The 18,864-nt window shown below is 45.9% G+C and carries 22 protein-coding genes and 4 pseudogenes; 12 read left to right on the top strand and 14 right to left on the bottom strand.

Annotation, left to right across the window (positions count from 1 at the left end; translation table 11 throughout):
- Window positions 1-98 precede the first annotated feature (98 nt).
- The gene (locus JCM14467_RS03380; RefSeq protein WP_054849148.1) at window positions 99-500 is read left to right on the top strand and encodes an Sjogren's syndrome/scleroderma autoantigen 1 family protein; all 402 of its coding nucleotides are present in this window, start codon (window positions 99-101) and stop codon (window positions 498-500) included.
- Here JCM14467_RS03380 and JCM14467_RS03385 read toward each other — a convergent pair.
- Window positions 487-1,533: a pelota family protein gene (locus tag JCM14467_RS03385; protein ID WP_054849149.1), complete on the bottom strand. Its 1,047-nt coding sequence runs from the start codon at window positions 1,531-1,533 to the stop codon at window positions 487-489. The genes JCM14467_RS03380 and JCM14467_RS03385 overlap by 14 nt on opposite strands.
- A gap of 35 nt (window positions 1,534-1,568) precedes the next feature.
- A complete protein-coding gene (locus tag JCM14467_RS03390; protein WP_054849204.1) occupies window positions 1,569-2,108 on the bottom strand; it encodes a hypothetical protein in 540 nt (179 codons plus the stop codon).
- Window positions 2,109-2,197: 89 nt separating this feature from the next.
- Between JCM14467_RS03390 and JCM14467_RS15395 the strand changes: the two genes are divergently transcribed.
- From JCM14467_RS15395 to JCM14467_RS03410, 5 genes and pseudogenes are all read left to right on the top strand, one after another.
- Window positions 2,198-2,605, top strand: coding sequence for an MFS transporter (locus JCM14467_RS15395; RefSeq protein ID WP_252900575.1), 408 nt, complete (start codon window positions 2,198-2,200; stop codon window positions 2,603-2,605).
- On the top strand, window positions 2,605-3,066 hold the full coding sequence (locus tag JCM14467_RS15400) for a hypothetical protein (RefSeq protein ID WP_252900576.1): 462 nt from the start codon (window positions 2,605-2,607) through the stop codon (window positions 3,064-3,066). The genes JCM14467_RS15395 and JCM14467_RS15400 overlap by 1 nt, the downstream gene beginning before the upstream one ends.
- Before the next feature lie 14 nt (window positions 3,067-3,080).
- Window positions 3,081-3,422 carry a hypothetical protein gene (locus tag JCM14467_RS15405; RefSeq protein WP_252900577.1) on the top strand — a complete coding sequence of 114 codons (342 nt, stop codon included), beginning with the start codon at window positions 3,081-3,083 and terminating at the stop codon, window positions 3,420-3,422.
- A pseudogene (locus JCM14467_RS03400) lies at window positions 3,415-4,319 on the top strand (carbohydrate kinase family protein). The gene JCM14467_RS15405 and the pseudogene JCM14467_RS03400 overlap by 8 nt, the downstream one beginning before the upstream one ends.
- A 183-nt stretch (window positions 4,320-4,502) precedes the next feature.
- Window positions 4,503-4,664: an iron-binding protein gene (locus JCM14467_RS03410; protein ID WP_252900578.1), complete on the top strand. Its 162-nt coding sequence runs from the start codon at window positions 4,503-4,505 to the stop codon at window positions 4,662-4,664.
- A gap of 28 nt (window positions 4,665-4,692) precedes the next feature.
- Here the strand turns inward: JCM14467_RS03410 and JCM14467_RS03415 are convergent, their stop codons facing one another.
- Window positions 4,693-5,025, bottom strand: coding sequence for a DsrE family protein (locus tag JCM14467_RS03415; RefSeq protein WP_054849152.1), 333 nt, complete (start codon window positions 5,023-5,025; stop codon window positions 4,693-4,695).
- 112 nt (window positions 5,026-5,137) lie between these two features.
- Between JCM14467_RS03415 and JCM14467_RS15410 the strand changes: the two genes are divergently transcribed.
- Window positions 5,138-5,323: a hypothetical protein gene (locus tag JCM14467_RS15410; protein WP_252900579.1), complete on the top strand. Its 186-nt coding sequence runs from the start codon at window positions 5,138-5,140 to the stop codon at window positions 5,321-5,323.
- A gap of 196 nt (window positions 5,324-5,519) precedes the next feature.
- Window positions 5,520-6,407 carry an MFS transporter gene (locus tag JCM14467_RS03420; RefSeq protein WP_252900580.1) on the top strand — a complete coding sequence of 296 codons (888 nt, stop codon included), beginning with the start codon at window positions 5,520-5,522 and terminating at the stop codon, window positions 6,405-6,407.
- Window positions 6,408-6,449: 42 nt separating this feature from the next.
- Here the strand turns inward: JCM14467_RS03420 and JCM14467_RS03425 are convergent, their stop codons facing one another.
- The gene (locus JCM14467_RS03425) at window positions 6,450-6,641 is read right to left on the bottom strand and encodes a hypothetical protein (RefSeq protein ID WP_054849153.1); all 192 of its coding nucleotides are present in this window, start codon (window positions 6,639-6,641) and stop codon (window positions 6,450-6,452) included.
- A 158-nt stretch (window positions 6,642-6,799) separates the two neighbouring features.
- Between JCM14467_RS03425 and JCM14467_RS03430 the strand changes: the two are divergent.
- Window positions 6,800-7,361, top strand: a pseudogene (locus tag JCM14467_RS03430) (ADP-ribose-binding protein).
- 209 nt (window positions 7,362-7,570) lie between these two features.
- Window positions 7,571-7,795 (top strand): hypothetical protein, encoded by a 225-nt coding sequence (locus JCM14467_RS15415; RefSeq protein WP_252900581.1) that lies wholly within the window; start codon window positions 7,571-7,573, stop codon window positions 7,793-7,795.
- 313 nt (window positions 7,796-8,108) lie between these two features.
- Here JCM14467_RS15415 and JCM14467_RS03435 read toward each other — a convergent pair whose 3' ends face one another.
- The 5 genes from JCM14467_RS03435 to JCM14467_RS03455 all read right to left on the bottom strand — a co-directional run bounded on the left by JCM14467_RS03435 (window position 8,109) and on the right by JCM14467_RS03455 (window position 12,738).
- Window positions 8,109-8,969 carry a hypothetical protein gene (locus tag JCM14467_RS03435; protein WP_054849154.1) on the bottom strand — a complete coding sequence of 287 codons (861 nt, stop codon included), beginning with the start codon at window positions 8,967-8,969 and terminating at the stop codon, window positions 8,109-8,111.
- 277 nt (window positions 8,970-9,246) lie between these two features.
- A complete protein-coding gene (locus JCM14467_RS03440; protein ID WP_252900582.1) occupies window positions 9,247-10,161 on the bottom strand; it encodes an energy-coupling factor transporter transmembrane component T family protein in 915 nt (304 codons plus the stop codon).
- Window positions 10,146-11,561 (bottom strand): ABC transporter ATP-binding protein, encoded by a 1,416-nt coding sequence (locus tag JCM14467_RS03445; protein WP_054849156.1) that lies wholly within the window; start codon window positions 11,559-11,561, stop codon window positions 10,146-10,148. Before JCM14467_RS03445 ends, JCM14467_RS03440 begins: the two co-directional genes overlap by 16 nt.
- Before the next feature lie 201 nt (window positions 11,562-11,762).
- Window positions 11,763-12,248, bottom strand: coding sequence for a hypothetical protein (locus JCM14467_RS03450; protein WP_252900583.1), 486 nt, complete (start codon window positions 12,246-12,248; stop codon window positions 11,763-11,765).
- The gene (locus JCM14467_RS03455; RefSeq protein WP_252900584.1) at window positions 12,226-12,738 is read right to left on the bottom strand and encodes a Rossmann-like domain-containing protein; all 513 of its coding nucleotides are present in this window, start codon (window positions 12,736-12,738) and stop codon (window positions 12,226-12,228) included. The genes JCM14467_RS03450 and JCM14467_RS03455 overlap by 23 nt, the downstream gene beginning before the upstream one ends.
- Before the next feature lie 147 nt (window positions 12,739-12,885).
- Between JCM14467_RS03455 and JCM14467_RS19330 the strand changes: the two genes are divergently transcribed.
- On the top strand, window positions 12,886-13,014 hold the full coding sequence (locus JCM14467_RS19330) for a hypothetical protein (protein ID WP_256359196.1): 129 nt from the start codon (window positions 12,886-12,888) through the stop codon (window positions 13,012-13,014).
- A 103-nt stretch (window positions 13,015-13,117) separates the two neighbouring features.
- On the top strand, window positions 13,118-13,645 hold the full coding sequence (locus JCM14467_RS03460) for a hypothetical protein (RefSeq protein WP_054849158.1): 528 nt from the start codon (window positions 13,118-13,120) through the stop codon (window positions 13,643-13,645).
- A gap of 50 nt (window positions 13,646-13,695) precedes the next feature.
- Here the strand turns inward: JCM14467_RS03460 and JCM14467_RS03465 are convergent, their stop codons facing one another.
- The 5 genes and pseudogenes from JCM14467_RS03465 to rpoA1 all read right to left on the bottom strand — a co-directional run bounded on the left by JCM14467_RS03465 (window position 13,696) and on the right by rpoA1 (window position 18,862).
- The gene (locus JCM14467_RS03465; protein ID WP_054849205.1) at window positions 13,696-14,139 is read right to left on the bottom strand and encodes a 30S ribosomal protein S12; all 444 of its coding nucleotides are present in this window, start codon (window positions 14,137-14,139) and stop codon (window positions 13,696-13,698) included.
- A gap of 44 nt (window positions 14,140-14,183) precedes the next feature.
- Window positions 14,184-14,636: a NusA-like transcription termination signal-binding factor gene (locus tag JCM14467_RS03470; RefSeq protein WP_054849206.1), complete on the bottom strand. Its 453-nt coding sequence runs from the start codon at window positions 14,634-14,636 to the stop codon at window positions 14,184-14,186.
- Between the two features lie 5 nt (window positions 14,637-14,641).
- Window positions 14,642-14,952: pseudogene (locus JCM14467_RS03475) on the bottom strand (50S ribosomal protein L30e).
- 62 nt (window positions 14,953-15,014) lie between these two features.
- The gene (gene rpoA2, locus JCM14467_RS03480) at window positions 15,015-16,166 is read right to left on the bottom strand and encodes a DNA-directed RNA polymerase subunit A'' (RefSeq protein ID WP_054849207.1); all 1,152 of its coding nucleotides are present in this window, start codon (window positions 16,164-16,166) and stop codon (window positions 15,015-15,017) included.
- A 23-nt stretch (window positions 16,167-16,189) separates the two neighbouring features.
- Window positions 16,190-18,862 (bottom strand): annotated as a pseudogene (gene rpoA1, locus JCM14467_RS03485) (DNA-directed RNA polymerase subunit A').
- Window positions 18,863-18,864 lie beyond the last annotated feature (2 nt).

The following is an 18,864-nucleotide window of genomic DNA, read 5'->3' on the forward strand; positions in this document are numbered from 1 at the left end:
TCACTCATCACCCAGCGTAATGTCGATCCTTGGCTTAAATACTTAACTTGGGCATTGCTTCGTTGGGTTTATAAGCAGATTGCTTATACCTAAGTAACGTGAGTATTAGTAGTAGGGATTTGGTTGCTAAGAAGATGGCTCAATTGATCAGGGCTGGGGCCACGTTGACGAGCTACACATGCCCAGTGTGCGGCACGCCACTGCTTAGGTTGAAGACTGGTGAGTATTACTGTGCTAATTGTGATAGGCCCGTGGTAATTGTTAGGTCTGATGCTGAGGAGAAGGAGGTTATGATTAGGTATGGGCTCATGGACATTAGGGACACGCTCTATGAGAGGCTCGTCATGATTAATAATGAGCTTAAGGAGACTAAGGACATTGATAGGATTAATGAGTTGGTTAGGTCCATGGTACTCATACTAGAGGCCTACGATAAAATAACTCAAATAATAAACCAGGGCTCACCGAAGACTGAGATGACTAAGGCTAAGGAGAAATAGGGAACCTAAGTAGTGCCGCCACGCCGCCAATACTCCTAAGTCTCTCACCACCCTCAATACTTGATGGTACAATGATTAGGTTTGCCCTAGTCCTCAGTGCCATGCTTATTAAATCCCTCATTTCAATACCCCTTTCCTTATACGTCTCATCAAGGACAACCAACGTCTCCACAGCACCGAACTCAAGGGCCTTCCTAACCTCATCAATACCCACGGCAACAAGGCCATTACCCATGCCCAACCTATTGAATACTTCATCCACGTATTCCTGCCCAAGGTCGATGTTCAACTTCCTAAGAACGCCAACACCAACCCTCTCAAACTCATAAACGCCTGCTAACCCACCCTCACCCTGCTCATGGTAAATAATTGGCAAGCCTAATTTACCCAGTTCCTCATTAATGACCTCCCTAGCCATGGAGAGGGTCATGTGATTACCAACCACGATTATGTGCGTGGGCCTCCTACTCTGGACCCACTGCCTGACCTGGGTGAGCACGCTCCTAAGTGACCTCTTGAACCTATCCAGCGAGTCCTCACCCTCCTTACCACCACTTTGAATCGGTATTGTACCGAGCAACTCCCTACCAAACCTACGAATGTGGGCAACAGCCACCTCCTCCATGGACACTGAAACCAACAACACACTCACCGATGCACCGCTGAACATTTCCAGGACCTTACTAACGAACTCCCTATCAACCCCATTCGGCTTAACCAACCTATACTCAAGCCCGTAGGCAAGCTCCATGGTGTGGTGACTACCCTTAGCACCCTCAAACCACTCAGGGACCTCAATGAGAATGCCCCTAACCCTAAGCGTACCCCTAAAGGCATGGTACTCAAGACCCTCAACCCTAAGACCGACATAAATCCTAACCCTCTCACCCCTACCACCCTCCCTCGCCCTAAACTCCCTGACAGTCCACCCGTAAATGACGTCGCCAGGATCGATCAGTAAGTAAACGACGTATAGGTCATCCTCACCCTCAACCACGAAGTCGAGGAAATCCCTACCAAAGTTAAGCTTCACAAAATGCGGTGAAAGGCAGGTGGGAAAATAAACCCTTAGGTCCCAGCGGACTCTCCCTGCCTCTCCTTAGCCTTCTTTTCCTCGAGCTTCCTCAACGTTATTCCGCGCATGGCCGCTGCGTACCAAAGGACCTTCCACACGTCTGGACCCCTATCGCCATACTCCATGGCGAACTTCCTAGCCAACTCCAGCAACTCATTGGCTTCCTCAAGCGTCAACTCATCCTTATCAATAAGCTCAAGCAACCTCTTCTTCTCAGCCTCGGTGAATGGGTTCGTGGCCATGTTGACCATGCTACGTAGCACTGACTTCACGAAGCTAACATCCCTACTATCGAGAATACCCCTAAAGCCTAGGAACTCCGTGAGGAACTCATTCTGCCCAGTAATTATGTTTACCAACCTATTAAACCTCTCGTCAACGTAATTCTTTAGCTCATTAAATCTCTGGTCTATTTGTTGGAACCTCATGTCAATCTCCTTAAACTTGCCGCCAAGCCAATAAAGCGAAGTACCCAGAATAACGACAATCGTGACTATAGGCCCAACAATACCAAGTATCAGCGAGACATCCATCACCATAAGTTATTGTTAGGTATTAATATACCTTATGCCGTGCTTCGTAAGGAATTGCTTATAAATAGGATGTCTATCCTATCATGATTATGGAACTCGAGAGATGGAGTAAGGTTCACACACTGGTTTTCACGGTGTTCTCGGTAAGCGCCGCGATTGAGGCTTACATCTACTCAATAGCCTACATCGCAACCAACTGGTTCTCAGTGCCCAGGTACTTAATAGCCCTATTATCAGTATGGCCACCACTGTGGCTGCTACTCGGTGGCGCATTAATGGGACCCATCTCGGACGTGGTTGGTAGGAGAAGGAGCCTTTATTTGTCATTGCTAATGTACATAGTCGGCTCCATGGGGCTAATACTCAGCGCGAATTACGTAATCCTCCTAACCTCAATAGCCGTACTAATGCTCGCTGTCGGTGGTGAGTATAATACGGTCATGATATCGGCCCACGAGTACTTCCCTAGCAGGTTAGGAGTAGGATTGTTTACTTAGTGCTCAATTTCACGAACCTCGGCGGTGCCATTGCAGCGGCCCTGGCGCTAATTAACGTGACATCCATAACCCTCCAGAAGTTGGCCCTTGGGCTGACGATGCTCATAATAGTGCCAATACTCTACCTACTCAGGTCATTAATCCCAGAATCACCGCACTGGCTCAGGGCCAGGAGGCTCATGAGGGGTGATTCAGGGCTTGATTTAGTGGATAAGGCCAGTGTTGTGAGGTTACCACCACTGCCCGTTAGGGTTGTTATTGGTGGCCTAATTGGTTGGTCATACACAGCCGGCTTCACGCTTATTGTGCTGACCTTCGGGCCTTACTACTTCCCAAGCCTAACCAACTGGCTCATACTCACCTTCTCGCTGGCCTCATTCGTCTCTGGCATTGCCGTGAGCATGCTCGCCGATTTCCTCAGTAGGAAGTCACTACTACTCGCCTCATCACTTGGTCCCTAGCTACCTCGGTGCTAATGCCGTCATTAATTAATGAATTGGTAAAGTCCCAATACCTATTCTGGGCGCTCTTCATACTATTCTCAATAATGGTTAACACGTACTTCCTAACCGAAGACACACTGAAGTCCGAGTACTGGGTCACCAGGCGTAGAGGCTCTTACACCGCGGCCGTCAGAGTCGCGTCGCTCGGCGGTTCTATACCCGTGATATTCCTATCATCCTACCTACCAGTGGGTATGTACCTCACGCTAGCCGCAGTGATATTCGGGATTGGCTTCGTAGCATCACTTGCCTGGTACGTAATCGGTCCAGAGACTGGTAGGGGCATTGGGATTACTGCGTGGGATTATGAGTAATCATAAGTTCGACCTCATTGTAATCTCGGACTGCGTGCTGGATATTTACTACAGGGTCGAGAAATTACCAATAGGCATTGGCGACATTGCCGTATCAAACATAATCGCCACATCACCAGGTGGTGCGTGTGCCACAGCCGTCGTGGCCCGTAAGCTCGGCCTTAACGTGGCCGTCATTGATAAGGTGGGTGATGATGATTTCTCCGACATTTTGGTTAAGCACCTCAATGATGGTAGTATATACACGGGATTTATGAGGAGGGTTCACGGCACAGTAACGATATCTAACAACATCATCGGTAATAACGGCCATGCCTTCCTGGGCTACTTAGGTGTTGGTAAAGATTTAACCATCAATGAGGTTAACGAGGAGGTGATTAAAAGGTCGAGGGCCATATACATCGGTGGCTTCTACGCATCCTTCTCGAGAAGTATCATTAACACGTTTACCGAGGTGATTAGGATGGCGCACAAGCACTCAATCCCAGTGTTCCTAGATGTCGGACCTGCCATTGGCAATAATGAATTAATTATAGACCTGATTAAACAGTCGAATACGGTATTCATGAATGAGGAGGAGGTGAGGAGACTATTTAATGACATATCGATCCTAACCAAGTTAGCGAGGGACAACAATGTCAACGCTGTGGTTAAGCTAGGAGATAGGGGCGCCGTATTGGTGTATAACGGCAACGTAGCCACTGCAAACCATACAACGTGAATAACGTAATCACGACAATAGGCGCCGGCGACGCATTCAACGCAGCATACATAGCGGGACTCCTACATGGTCTAGACCCACTAAGCTCATGCGACCTCGGTAACAGGATTGCATCCATAAGGATCCAGTACCTAACGCCAATCGAGTTACCTAACCTTGAGGGATTCATTATGTGATAATGCCGTTATTAATTAGTAAAGACTTGATATTAATCATGACTTATATCATGTAATACTTCACGCATATAACTGGACTTAGTAATAACTCCTGTAAAGACACAATACCTATGAGGTCATCGTGAGGGTAATATCACACGGCCAAGGACTTTATGGGTATGAAACACCGAGTGGTGAATCTGTATGGATCTGCATATACTGTTAAGCGACACTTACCCAATATGTAGTGGTAAGCATAAGCTTGTGCGTGATGAGGAGAATGGTAAGGTCTATATCTATGACCAGGGCGGTAATAGGCTTGGCACGATAAGCCTGAAGAATGTTGGCAAATTGAGGAGGGTTTGAGTAGTGTTGGGGGTTGATTGTTTCGGTTTTAAAATACCAGGACTTGATAACCATTGTTTATGTAGTACGCCACCCTGTCGCCGGCTGGGTTTAGTTTGAGCCCTATCTTCGTTAGTTGTTGGTCAATGCCCTTGTTCCTGGCGTAGTTAATGCACGCGCTATCAATTGCGCCTGCCTTCAACAACTTCTCGAAGTTCTCCTTGGCAGGTCCCTCGAGCCTGAGTAATCTTTCCTGGGCTGGCCCCCAGAAGATGACCTTGAAGTCCTCATACCTATTTGTCCCAACTGTGTTTGCCGCCATTGTTAATGCCAGGTCCATCTTTATGTCGTCACTCATTATTAAGAAGACTACCTTCGCCATCGTCTCCCTTAACGCTCTGCTTGATTTATGTGCATTTCGCGCCTGCTAATTGCACACTAAATTCTTATTAAACGCGATTGGTTTAAAAAGCATTAGGGTAGCCCTAACGTTAATGACCCAGGTGGAGAAAAGTAGGGATAGAGTGACAATACTTGGATTAACATCAATTGGTCACTTCATAAATGATGGCAACATGTGGTTAATACCAGGCATAATACTACCGGTACTCAACCAAATGGGCGTTAACTACGCAATAATAGGCCTACTTTCAGCCTATACGCCGCAATCTCCGCAATAGCAAGCCCACTGGTCCCACTCAGCATTAAGTGGCTTGGCGGGCACATGAAGGCCATGGCCCTGGGCATGTTCCTATGGGCATTCGCTATTGGGCTTGCCTCAATAGGCTTCCTAATCCATAACCTATACTTGGTCTACGTAGGCGTGGTGCTAGCTGGAGTCGGGGCAGCTACTATCACCCAATTGGTAGTGCATTATTGTCAGCTACGTATGGTGGGACGGCAGGCTCGGCACTTGGTATTAATGGAGCCTTTGGAAGTCTCGGCAGGACGCTTTACCCACTTATTGGTTCGGTTCTTGTTTTCGCGGGCACTGTAAGTGCCGTCTTTAACCTATGGATATTGGCATTTGTGACGTTTGTCGTGGGCATTGCAGTGTTATTATACGGTATTTACAAATTCGATGTTAAGGCGTATAAGAGGGGTAGTAATAAGGACGACCCACCAAATGCGCCGACAACACTTAAGGCTTCAATAATGTTAATAGTATTATTGTTTATAATAACGTTGTTAAGGAATACGGCTGGTCAGGGTATACAGACGTTCCTGGGCATATACATAAATAGGGTGCTCGGGATTAGGTTAAGTATAACCTACGGCGAGGTACTATCGATACTACTCGCCTCAGCCATAATAGGTCAGCCAATACTTGGTTGGCTTAGTGATAGGGTTGGTAGGAGGTTCATGGCGTCATTCTCCACGTTCGCCTTCGCCATACTATTCATAGCCTTCATATACACGGGCAACCTAGTCCTCGCATTCTTCGCCATGCTATTCGTACTCAGTAACTTCCCACTAATCATGGCAGTACTTGGTGACCTATTCCCAAGAGAACAGGTTAGTTGGGCTACATCGATTGTTTGGAATGGAGCAGTTACCGGAGGTAACGTACTCGGCTCACTACTAACCGGCTTACTGGCCCAGTACTACGTGCCAATCTACGGCGAGGTTGGTGCCCTGGAGCACGCACTACTGATTGTGTTAATCCTGGCATTCATATCAGGAGCCTGTGGTTGGCGGTGCCCAAGCCGCCAAAGCGTACTAAGGTACCACTATTTGGATAAGATTGTTAAGCCGATACTTTAATAATACTAATAATACTTAAGTTTCAGGGGTCATGATGTACTATTAAAATGCCCTGGCTATTAGTGGGTCACTCGGTTTATATAGGTCGTTTTCCTTTGTTAGGAATGAAGCATCCACCAGGTTTTGGAGTAATTCCGTCACCTTCTTATCATCGACCTCATAACCCTCCCTAGCCTCCTCCCTACCCTTCAGGAAATTCTCAAAACTCCTGCCTGGCTTGGAGTCAAATAGCACTGGCTACCTACCCAGTAACTGTACCTAACCAGTCATTAAGTCTTTCAAAAATATCCGTAACAATCAATGGTGAAGTAAGGGTGGGCAGGGCCGAGGTAGTAATTATTCAGGCCCTCATACCGATTAAGCATTAAAGGGCTGTTAAGTAATTCTAACCTATGCCGAGCTTCAAATTCCCTAATGGCGTTATTGTGGAGCTTATTAAGGGTGATATAACCGAGGTTGAGGCTGACGCCATTGTTAATGCTGCTAATTCATACCTTGAGCATGGTGGTGGGGTTGCGGGGGCCATTGTTAGGAGGGGTGGTTGGGTTATTCAGGAGGAGTCCCGTGAGTGTTAGGAAGTACGGCCCCGTGCCCGTCGGTGGCGTTGCAGTGACCAGTGCAGGTAGGTTGAAGGCGAAGTACGTGATCCATGCAGTAGGGCCGAGGTGCGGGATCGAGCCAATCGAGAAGCTCGATGACGCAGTAACAAACTCACTCAGGAAGGCTGAGGAACTGAACCTAACCAGCATAGCCTTCCCGGCAATTAGCACGGGCATCTTTGGGTGCCCCTACGATCAAGCCGCCAGGGTGATGGCTAGGGCTATTAGGAGGGAGGCGCCTGGGCTTAGGAGTGTGAGGAGGATCATAATTTGTCTTTACGGTGATGAGGCATTCAACGTCTTCAGTAGGGTGTTTGATGAGGAATTGAGGGACTACAGATCAACTAACCCTTAAATCAGACCTGGCTTACAATTGATAATTAAATCCCTTAATAATACTTAACGCATATTAATAAGCCCTATTTATTATTAACGGCAGGTAAGCTCAACTTAGTGTTGGATATTTTGTCGTATTGAAAGAGGTAGCTGAAGGGAAGATTGAAGAGTATCACAACATTGTTTCCAAATAATGCCTTTATTAATATGCTTACTCGGTTCATCGTGATGATTAGGGTGTTGGATTATGTGCTGGATTTCGTGTTGGGCTGCCTAATCTTGGTTCTCGAGCTCGCGCCAGTCCTGGTCCCAGTACTCATTGCCGTGCTCGTGATAGCCTTCGTGACCCATAACCGCGAACTTAGTGCGGCCGCTCTCATAGCCCTGGGTCTCCTCCTCAGTGTTCGTGTAGTGCATAGCCATGAAAAACCTGAGGAAGAGTACTCTATTTAATGCTCTGGTAGTTCAGCTTACTGAGGACTGGCTTAATTTGTTCATTATTAAGCTTCATTAACTTTAAGAATCCCTAACCGTCCAACTACTGGTGAATTGCTGTTGGCATGATGGTGGTTACTGTAGCGATTATGTAGATGGGGTAGGTATTGAGCTTAAGTCGTGTTAAAATTCTCATTAAGTGATAGGTCTTGCTTTTACCCCTATTAATGCCTTAAATGTTAGGTATTCTGGAAATATAATGGTAATGCTCATGATATCCGCACGGATAAAGTTACTAATAAAAAGAAGAAGTTATTTTATTCATTCACCATCAGGGATTTGGTATTAATAATATTGTCACGTTGCCGACGCTCGTGTTGAGTACTACGTATCCGTAGGGTAGTTGGGTAACACTCGCTGGGAATTGGTAATTGACTGTGCAGGTTGTTGAGAATGAGATCTCCTCAGTAGGTAATTCGCTTGTTGGTGTCATTACGAATACATATGTTGAGTAGGAGGTTTCGTTAATTGTTGGAATAAGCATTCCATAAACAATCGTGGTTGCGTTTATGGTTATTGCTGGGCTTATCATGCATGAGGTTAGTAACGTACCATTATAGGAATACACGGCATAGCCATTAATCGCCACGGCACTTGATAGCGGATTCCCGAGGTATAAATTGAACAGTGAAGACCCTAGATAATAAATTGCATAGCCAAATGGTGAGTTAGTCCAAATAATCCTAACCATGGAAGCATTATAGGCGAAGCCTGGCACCCCTATGTTAGTTAGATTATTGGTGAATAGCACGAGGAGTGGCGACCACTTTTTCAATGTACTATTTACTGTAGACCCTGTTATTATTCCGGCAGCGAGACCTATCATGGATGCGTAAAGCGATATTGCTCTTGTTACGTCAGTATAATTCATTTTTAATTGGTTGTATTGCGACTGCAGCGCCGTATAGTTTGACTCTAGTCCGTTATACTGTGATTGTAGTTGGTTGTATTGGCTTTGTAATTGCGTGTACTGCGACTCGAGCATTGTGTAGTTGGCCTTTAGGGCGTTGAGTTGGCCCTGCAGTGCGGTTGCCTTAGCCGCCTCGTTACTAACCATCATGCCGAGGTAACCACCAACAACCACCAGGACAACCACAAGAACAACCACCACATACAAATACGGATTAGGCATATCGTAAATGTATTGAATTGATTTAAAAGTATTACCCGAGGTGATGAGGATTAGGATTGCTCAGTAAGGGTGATTTCATCAGTTGTCAGGCCGGAAACCTTTACATCACTATGTTATGGCTGGGTAATTTGCTTAAAAATGCTTGTGCTGTGTGGGATCTAGGTGTTGTTTAATTCGTCGTTTTGGCCGTCATATTTGTTCTGCATGGTGTTTTGTGGTTGTGGGATGGCTGGGATTAATACTAATTGGATTCATTGGGCATTGCGTCTTTACTGGATTATGCGTGGAAGGGAATTGCTGGGATTAGTCCTATCATGACTAGGTAAGTGTCTATAATTAGTAGGGATAGCATTAGTGCAGAAACTAGCTTGTCAGTTCGTGTAAATTCTATATCGTTGATGTATGTTCTGTTTTTGTAGGCCATGAAGGCCCTTGTCTCTGCGGAGATGCTTACGGTTTTTGCTTTCTTGAACTCATAAATGAAGAGTGGGATTATTGATTCGAATGCGGCCCTCCACTTTCTAGCTCCCTTCATGTACTGTAACTTTATTATGGTGTCAGCCGTCTCGAAGATCCTGGGGATGGAGACTAGGGCTACGGTGACTGCGAAGGTGATGGGCATTGGGACTCTCAGTTTATGGAAGGACCTCACGACTTGGGATGGGGTTGTTGTGAGGAGGATTAAGTCAGAATATAGGAGCATTCCCCAAACCCTCATACTCACTTGGAGAGAGTAGATTATGGCTTGAAGGGTGAGGTATGGGTCAAAACCCATATAGATGAAGTACGGTGGAAACGTCCAGATAACGAGTAGGTGGTTTCCGAAAATCTTCTCTATTAAGGTGGGTGAGACAAAGTAGGAATAGTCTAGGACTGAAGCTATCATTTGTAGGGATGTGAAGGTTAATATTAACCTAAGCCTCCTGAGGGTGTAGTAGAAGTAGAGAGAGATTAGGCCGGCGATTAGGCCGACCCACCATATTGATTGTGCACAGATTATGGTAATTATGAAGGTTATCAATAGTTTTGTTAATGGGTGAAGTCTATGGTATGGAGTTCTACCCTCAACATATGTTGTTAACTTTTCAAGCCCTCTAAATCCAATCTTGTAAAGAATATAGAATGGGGAAATGGAGGACCCAATAACTATTAACCAACTTTCCACTTCGTGGAGGATCACTGTGACCACCATTTAATCACGTATTCCGGCGGAATAGGGATAACCCTTCCATTAACCATTTCATAGGCCATGTCGGCATAGTAATATACGAATAATGGGTCGTGAGTGACGACTAGGAAGCACGCATCTATACTCCTCAATTCCTCACCAAGCATCTTCCTATTGTACCAGTCCTGACCTGTGGTAGGTTCGTCAAGGAGAAAGACTTTAACCCCGGTGGCTAGTAGAGATGAGATTGCAACCCTTCTCTTCTGTCCAACTGAGAGAAGGAATGGGTCTTGGTCCTCGGGTAGGTTGAACCGTCTCAGTAATTCCGTGATTACTTTCTCGTTATACTTCTTTCTAGCTTTCGCAGGGTAAGATATCTCCTCCTTAACTGTTCTCTTGGTGAACATCAAATCAACCTCCTGTGGTAAGTATGCTATGATCTCGCCTCTCCTCTCCACCGGAAGTCTAGAGATATCCTTCCCTTCAACCTTGATACTTCCGTGAAATTTCATGTTTGAGGGCAGAATGCCAGCCAATGCCTTGAGGAGTGTGGATTTTCCGCTACCATTATCGCCTATTAGTGCGGTAATTCCCTTCCTTAATTTAATTTCAGTATCTACTATGGTTTTATCACCACTCGTAACCTTAACCTTCGCCTCAAGTACTACCTCACCATTCCTCCTCTTCTCTGGTGGCGAAGTAAGCTTTAGTGGCTCAAGCCCTAGGTCCTCGAGCTTGATTTTCCTAATGTCATCTCTCTTAACGTCGTAGATAATCCTTCCATTATCTAATATTATGACCCTATCGACGAAGTTTAGTACTCTATTTATCTTGTGCTCGGCAATTATCATACTCATCCTGTTCCTTAATCCCCTTAATACTGTAAGGATTTCCCTGGTTCCTCTTAGGTCTATGCTTGATGTTGGTTCATCGAGGATTAAAGCCCTGGGATTCATTACGAGAATACTTCCCAAAACAACCCTCTGTTTCTCGCCTCCTGATAGTCTTGAGGTTTCCCTATTTAGGAGATGTGATATTCCGACTATTTGAGATACCTCCTTGATACGGGATAGTATTTCCTCCCTGGGTATGTTCAGGTTCTCGGCACCGAAGGCTAATTCCTCAATCACGTAATAATTAAGGATTTGGGAGTCTGGATCCTGTAGAAGGGTTCCCACGTAACTGGCAATTTGCTGTACTGTTGAATTCCTAACATCAATCCCGAATACCCTAACCTCACCCTCCTCCTCAACCTCAATCTCATGAGGTATTATGCCATTGATCGCATTAAGTAAGGTGGACTTCCCAGAGCCAGATCGACCAGTTATTAAAACTGATTCACCCTCCCTAACCCTAAGAGAGTCTACCTTTAAGGAAAATGAACTATAGGATATTTTTAACCCATCAATTTCTAGGAAGTTCATATTCCGCCCCTCATCACATTAGCAATTCTATTAGCCACTAATGCCGATATTGCGCCTATCACCGTATCACCAGGAATGTAAGAAATTAGGAGGAACATCACCCTAGCCTTGTTCGGTGTAAAACCGAAAAGTATAGGGGCTATGAAACCGTAAGTGAAGAATGGATGAACGAAGGACATTACGAAGCCCAACAAAGCCCCTTCAAAAGCGGCAAAAAAATACCTGGTTCTTCTTCTCGCCTATTCCGAATATTTTACCCTGGGTTAGGAAGATCGCGATGTCAGCCATGAGCCCATAGGTCAGTACATCCTCAATGAGCCATAGAGGTTCCCCAACAAAGCCGAAATGAACTAAATCGCCGACAATATCGAAAACGCCCATGCTTAACATCCCAGCCCCAACCTTCCTTATTACACCCACCACGATGAAGAAGACCAGTATCCTAAACCAAACTGGGGGATTAATGAATGGGTAAATTGGGGCAGGCAGATAAATCATATCTCCAATGACGTGGTCTGCGATGGAAACAATAGCACCGCCTATGGCCGCCATCACATAATCCATTAATCTCATCTTGTTCTTGCTCTTCTTGATTATGATTACTGCTATTATAGCTGCAATAATAAAGTAGCCAACTACTATAGGTAATGGGGTTATTCCAGGTTCAAGGGAGAACATCAGATGCATCTATTCTAATGCGCCACTTTAAAAAAATACCTATCGCAATTTCCTCCAGTACTTCCCTCCTCATATAATCGGAGAAGGGGTATAAAATGCCATTCTTAATAGCCCTAACCAGCTTCTTCTCATCCTTAACCCTAACACCGCCAATGACGTCTATACCATAGTCAAGGAGAACATCAGACGTCGGAGAGGATGGACCAACTAAGTAAACCTTGGCGGAGACCGATTTGCTAAGTTGTAATAATCTTTCAATACTCTTATTTATTATGGTTGTGGCAGTGAGGGTTACAATGTCACTCTTTGGAATAACCTCTTCAGCTGCAAAGGTAAATAACACATTTTTACTCGTATCAAGCAGATTTTGATTTAATTCAAGAATATAAAACCTCCTAGCCCTCTTCCTAAATTTATCGGCAAACCCCGGGAAGTAACCAACCATGGTTACAGTCTTACCCTCACTCTCCTCGAGCGCTAAATCAAGAGCGTTAGCCACCCTATAGTTCCTGGGTTGAGGATACATTAAAAGGCTGAGTTTATTTAATGGAAATGGTTCGTGCATACGGTTTCGTGATTAGAGTCGTCAACTTCGTGGTATCCTTGACGCACGTACTTACTCTAACCAGCGAGCTTATTTGTCTTGGTGATCAAAGGTAGGCTACAGCTTGATGAGGTGCCCCTGCTCATATACCTAACTACGTTAGTTAGCAACTATCTAATCGTCTCAACATGCACAATAACCCTAGTACTGACTAGATATTGGAGGTCGTGATTGGGATTTTTAAGGTTCATTGAATGGCTTTGTTCGAGCATTTTTCCTTAAATACTTGTGCTGCGCAACTTTTATTAATTGTCGATCAATTCCTCTTCTTAATATGAAGACCTGGCTTGTCATAGCACTGGCGTTTATCGCCGGACTAAGTGGCATGGCCGTTGCAGCGAATATGAATGGCGTACTCGCATACCTAAGCTACCACTTAATACTGCCACCACCTCCAACATACACCACCGTTGCTGCATATATAAACCTCGGTAACCTGACACCAGGTATGAGCGGCACTACTAAGGCAACTGCCTACTTATACGTTAACTCCTCGGGCTATTTCAAGGTCGAACTTCACCATGAGGGCTTGGATGACGTGTTTAGTAATTTTACGGTTGTTATAGCCATTGGTAACCAGACAATAACGCTTAATCTGCATAGGGATGAGTATACCGTTTATTTAGGGCCGGGTAATTACACGGTATCAATAACAGTTTATTACACGGTTAAGCCCAATCCTAAGGGACCGCCTAACGTTGTTAATAGGCCATTAATAACGATAAAGCCTGTTGGTGAGCATGAGGGTAATTACACGGCTTCTAACAGTCAGGATAATGATGATCAGGGATCCGAGGATTAACGATTAACCGTAGTAATAATCCTAAAGAGCCTAAAGAGTATTGTTAAAAATTACCTAACGGGTTTCTGCTTCTTCCCCTGAAGAATTGCCTTTAAACTAACGCCATTAACCATTATGACCCTGAACCTGACACCTGGCAGGTCACCATAAGCCCTACCTTCTGGTCCGCCGATTCTCTCGATTATGACCTCGTCATGCTCATTTATTATGTTTAGGCCTCCGTCCCATGGCACGAATGCCGTGACAACCTTACCATTCTTAGTAATTTGGACCCTGACGCACTTCCTAACGGCTGCGTTTGGCTTCCTAGCCTCTACACCGACCTTCTCTAGTACTATTCCCCTGGCCATTGGTGCTCCTTCTAGTGGGTCGAATTTCTTGGCTATCCCGAGCATCCTCCTCTTGTAGTATGTGTCGCTCCACCTAAACTTCTTCCTCCTCTCCCTTAATCCCCTGGCTGCGAACATGCCGAGCGGCGATTTCTTACCGGGCATCGCCTTCACCGTTAATTTAAGTGCTTATTTACTTTTTCCTCACGTCACTGGCTTTGTTCTGGTGACACTATTTTTATCCTATCAATGTCGAAGTACCGCTTAGCCAGTAGTTTAGCCCTATTGATGTTCCTACCCTGCTTACCGATTGCTATTGCCTTATCCTCATTATGTACCGTGGCTATTGCTATACTACCGTTATTGGGTAGCTTCGTTATTTTCACCGAAAGTACCCTGGCGGGGTATAGGCTATTTTTAATGAGTTCCTCCGGCGTTTCTCCATATTCAACAACCTCAACGTCCTTACCAGTTAGCTCCTTGAGCTTCCTGATATTAATGCCGTTCTTGCCGACGGCGAGTGGTGCGAAGTTCTTGTCTACTATGAATATTATCCTGTTGTATTGAGGGTCGATTACTGTATCTCTTGGTGTTATTCCAGTTATCTTTTCGAATAATGCCACGTACCTAATTTCCTCCTCTGTTAATCTAATGCTCGGCATGACGATCACCCAGTACGTTGTGCTACTAGAGCCAATATATTGCTTTCTCCTGGGTCAATTATGGCTATTGTCGAGATTTTGAAGGGCTTCCTAACCGCTGCGCCAAGGTCCCAACTCGAGCCTTGGAACACGTATACTGGCACATTTGATAACTTTGCATAGTACTGCACAGTGTTCATTATGTCGGCTGGCGCGTTAGATGCTAAGATTACTAGTTTTGCCGATCCATCAATTATTGCCTTAAGTGATTCCCTATAGCCAGTGTTACCTTACCTGTGTTCAACGCTACCTGGAGTTCTCGTGAGATATCAATCATTCAAGACAGCCCTGAAAAGACCCTATTTAAACCTAATGCCAACGATGGGTTAGGGTAATATTTTACTCGAATTCCATTAGTAACTGAACAATACCAGTACCAATCGGTATGTACTTACCGGCAAGCACACTCTCAACGACGCCCCTGAAGTTCTCTATCTCACCCTTAATAGAAGCCTCGACTAGGTTCTTAACCGTTACCTCAAAGGCGGCCCTAGCCAGCGGGCTCTCCTTCTCACCAACAACGCCATGCCTACCCACCTGCCTAACCCTACCTGTCCAGGTCATTACGTCAGAGATAAGCATTAGATGCCTAATGTCTGTGTCTAAACCCTGTTGATCAAGGACCTTCTTCAACTCCCTCATTATAACAGTCCTAGCAGCCTCTATGCCGAGCACCTCGGCAACCTCGTGAATGTCATTGGATATTGTCCTCCTATAATCAACACCATCTATTGTGAGGACTGCCTCAAGGTTCGTACCCTCAGTCTCTATTATCCACTCACCATCCTTATACCTAACCAGGGTCTTCTTAACATTCTTAATGCCAGTCAGCCTGGTCTGCATTATCTTGTCCCTAATCCTCCTGAGTTTTATTATGTCGGCCTCCTCAAGCGTGACCCTAATGACATTACCCTCAATCTCTACCTGGGCACCCTTACCCTTAATCCTCTCCACAACCTTCCTAACATCCTCCATGGTCAAGCCCCTCTGCCTAAGCTCATCCTCATCAATCTCAATTGTTATCTGCGAATTAATGTAGTCAACCTCAACACTCTTAGCCACATTCTCTATGGTCGTTAATTGAATCTTGTAAGCAATCTCCTGGGCCTTGTTTGGGTCGTTCCTATGCTCCTCGTCTAGGTATATAGTCATCATGGGCACTGATGGCTTCCTCCTGGCATCAACAAGCTCGATCATCCTGGGGAGACCCAGTGCCATTGAGAACTCCCTAAGCCCTGCGAAGTGGAATGACCTGAGGATCATCTGCGTACTTGGCTCACCAACTGACTGTGCAGTGACAATGCCTATCGCCTCCCCGGGATCAATCATCATTCTATAATACTCATTAATGAGTATCCTGACTAAATTCGCTAATTGCTCCCTCGTTATTTCCGTACCCAAGAGCTTATTCTTTAATTCACCAATGATCCTAGGAGGCAGTATATTGGCTAGTTGGGCTAATACGTTATTCAATTCCTCTTGTGAGACCACGTTCTTTGCCTCGGCCATGCCCATCACCTACTTATGCCTGCCCTCCTAAATATTTCATTTAGGTTAAGCCTGCCATGATCGCTCTTACTAACATCAATGCCATCCTCGGCATACTTGGTCTGTATTATGGAACCGGAGGCATTCCTAACGGTGCATCGTAGGCCACGTAAATGTCCTGCAACGCATTAATGAGTCTCCTCTGCATATAACCGCTCTGGGCAGTTCTAACAGCCGTATCAACCAGGCCATCCCTACCACCTGCTGCGTGGAAGAAGAACTCAAGTGGTGTTAATCCGACCTTGAAGTTGTTCCTAACGAATCCCTTAGCCATTGGTCCTAGATCACCAGGCTCAAAGTGTGCCGTAGTCCTTCCAGCGAATCCTCTCTTGAAGCGTTCACCCCTTATTGTCTGTTGGCCGATCATTGCCACCATCTGTGTTATGTTGACTATGCTGCCCCTGGCGCCTGTCTTCGCCATTATGTAGGCCTCGCTATCCTTATCAATGTACTTCTCCACAACACGGGCAGCTGCTCCCTAACACGGCTTAACTCTATCGTTATGTCATTTTCCAACGTCTCCTCAATCGTTAGGCCAGGCTCAGCCTCAAGCTTACCCTCCCTGAACCTCTGTATGTAATCAAGAACCTTCTTCTCACTATCCTCATACAACTTCCCAAGCTCCATATAACTCTCTCTCGGCATATCCAACGAGTCAACACCCATTGTGAACCCCCTAAGATCCAGGAACCTGAGTAATGCCCTTAACATCGAGTCAACCCACCTCCTCGCATAGTCATTACCGTACCTCTTAACTATCACGTGCCAAAGTGAATCAACCTGCTCAGCACCAATGGACTTCTTATCGAGGACTCCGGCGGCCATGTAGCCATTAACAATTACTATGTACTCATCCGTGTAGCAGTTGTATGGGTCCTTACAGCTCTCCTTAATTGCCGTTGGCTGAACCCAATTTAGGTCCTTGGGGAGGAGCATTGATACCACCTGCTTACCAGTCCAGAGCTCCTTCGGGTACATTATGGCTGGCTCATCAATTTCACCGTCATAATTAGCCGCGCCCAGTAGGTACATGAGCAATTCCTTGTTTATGAGTGTGTCCTTCCTAGTCAGTAGGTAACCACCCGTTATGTAGTCCTGCCTAGCGCCTATTATTGGGCCGCCGTACCTGGGCGTTATTATGTGGTTCTGAACAAGCATTAACGTCTTAGCCTCAGCCCTAGCCTCCTCATTCTGCGGCACATGTAGATTCATTTCATCCCCATCAAAGTCGGCATTGTATGGTGGGCAAACCGCCAAGTGGAGCCTGAATGTCCTGCCAGGCAGTACCCTCACTATGTGACCCATCATCGACATTCTGTGCAGGCTTGGCTGCCTATTGAACAATACAATATCGCCATTCACCAAATGTCTCTCAACTATGAACCCTGGCGCTAACTTATTGGCTAGCTCACGCCTATCCCTGAAGTACCTAAGGTCAACCCTCCTACCGTCTGGGTAAATCACGTAATTAGCGCCAGGCCACACCTCGGGACCATTAAGTACTAACTGCCTAGCCATCTCAATATTCCATTCGGTGACTGTCATCGGTACGGTCAGTATCTTAGCTACATCAATCGGCACACCGACTTCATTAATGCTCAGATTAGGGTCTGGACTGATCACCGTCCTTGATGAGAAGTCAACCCTCTTACCGGATAAGCTTCCCCTGAACCTACCCTCCTTACCCTTAAGTCTCTGAGCCAGGGTCTTAAGCGGCCTACCACTCCTGTGCTTGACCGGTGGTAGGTTTGGTAATTCATTATTGAAGTATGTGGCTACGTGGTACTGGAGTAGGTCCCATAGCTGGTCAACAACACTACTCGGTGCGCCAGAGTCTATCGCCGTCCTAAGCTTCTCGTTAACCCTAACAATGTCCACGAGCTTATGCGTCAAGTCATCCTCACTCCTCTGACCAGTCTCTAGCTGTATTGATGGCCTGACTTGCGGTGGTGGTACTGGTAATACGGTTAGGACTGCCCACTCGGGCCTTGCGAACTTTGGATCCCAACCCAATAGCTCCAGGTCACTGTCCGGAATCTTCTCAAGTCTCTCCCTAATCTTCATTGGTCCAGCTTCTCGAGCACGCCATTTTCCTTCTCTTCATAGAACGTGTACGGCCTCTCAAACCTGACCTTATACTGCTTGGCACCGCAGTGCGGGCATACTGTCCTCTCCATGGCCTTCTTCCTAATCCTCTCAATAAGCCTATCAGCAAGTAACTTCCACCTAACCTTAAGCCTAGCCATCCTCTTGCTATACTTCTCAATCTCCTCATCTGTCAATAGTATCCTGCCACATTCCCTACACGTTGTTCTAAGCAGATCATGTATATACTTGGCATACTCAACGTGTATCACGGGTCTAGCAAGCTCAATCCTGCCAAAATGACCAGGGCACTTGTCGGGTGGGTTACCGCAGGTCTCACACCTGGCGCCCGGCTCAACAACGCCGAGTCTCCTATCCATTAATCCACCAACCATCGGTCTACCTGCCTCATCGTAGGTCTCTGATGTGGTTATCTCCATGACCGACATGGACCTAATGACGTCTGGTGATAATATCGAGAACTTAATGGCCTTAATAGCTTTTAGTGGTATCTCCTCCTCCCTGACGGAAACCCTCTCTGTCTGGGTTGCCATTA

Source organism: Vulcanisaeta sp. JCM 14467, from assembly GCF_001316245.1.
Classification (GTDB): domain Archaea; phylum Thermoproteota; class Thermoprotei; order Thermoproteales; family Thermocladiaceae; genus Vulcanisaeta.

Excerpts from the sequence above, each read along its gene's own strand:
- JCM14467_RS03415 (WP_054849152.1), bottom strand. The coding sequence starts at position 5,025 with ATGGCGAAGGTAGTCTTCTTAATAATGAGTGACGACATAAAGATGGAC.
- JCM14467_RS03460 (WP_054849158.1), top strand. The coding sequence starts at position 13,118 with ATGAAGACCTGGCTTGTCATAGCACTGGCGTTTATCGCCGGACTAAGT.
- JCM14467_RS03450 (WP_252900583.1), bottom strand. The coding sequence starts at position 12,248 with ATGCATCTGATGTTCTCCCTTGAACCTGGAATAACCCCATTACCTATA.
- JCM14467_RS03445 (WP_054849156.1), bottom strand. The coding sequence starts at position 11,561 with ATGAACTTCCTAGAAATTGATGGGTTAAAAATATCCTATAGTTCATTT.
- JCM14467_RS03465 (WP_054849205.1), bottom strand. The coding sequence starts at position 14,139 with ATGCCCGGTAAGAAATCGCCGCTCGGCATGTTCGCAGCCAGGGGATTA.
- JCM14467_RS03470 (WP_054849206.1), bottom strand. The coding sequence starts at position 14,636 with ATGCCGAGCATTAGATTAACAGAGGAGGAAATTAGGTACGTGGCATTA.
- JCM14467_RS15395 (WP_252900575.1), top strand. The coding sequence starts at position 2,198 with ATGGAACTCGAGAGATGGAGTAAGGTTCACACACTGGTTTTCACGGTG.
- JCM14467_RS03410 (WP_252900578.1), top strand. The coding sequence starts at position 4,503 with ATGGATCTGCATATACTGTTAAGCGACACTTACCCAATATGTAGTGGT.
- JCM14467_RS15405 (WP_252900577.1), top strand. The coding sequence starts at position 3,081 with ATGCCGTCATTAATTAATGAATTGGTAAAGTCCCAATACCTATTCTGG.
- JCM14467_RS15415 (WP_252900581.1), top strand. The coding sequence starts at position 7,571 with ATGATTAGGGTGTTGGATTATGTGCTGGATTTCGTGTTGGGCTGCCTA.
- JCM14467_RS15410 (WP_252900579.1), top strand. The coding sequence starts at position 5,138 with ATGACCCAGGTGGAGAAAAGTAGGGATAGAGTGACAATACTTGGATTA.
- JCM14467_RS03390 (WP_054849204.1), bottom strand. The coding sequence starts at position 2,108 with ATGGATGTCTCGCTGATACTTGGTATTGTTGGGCCTATAGTCACGATT.
- JCM14467_RS03435 (WP_054849154.1), bottom strand. The coding sequence starts at position 8,969 with ATGCCTAATCCGTATTTGTATGTGGTGGTTGTTCTTGTGGTTGTCCTG.
- JCM14467_RS03440 (WP_252900582.1), bottom strand. The coding sequence starts at position 10,161 with ATGGTGGTCACAGTGATCCTCCACGAAGTGGAAAGTTGGTTAATAGTT.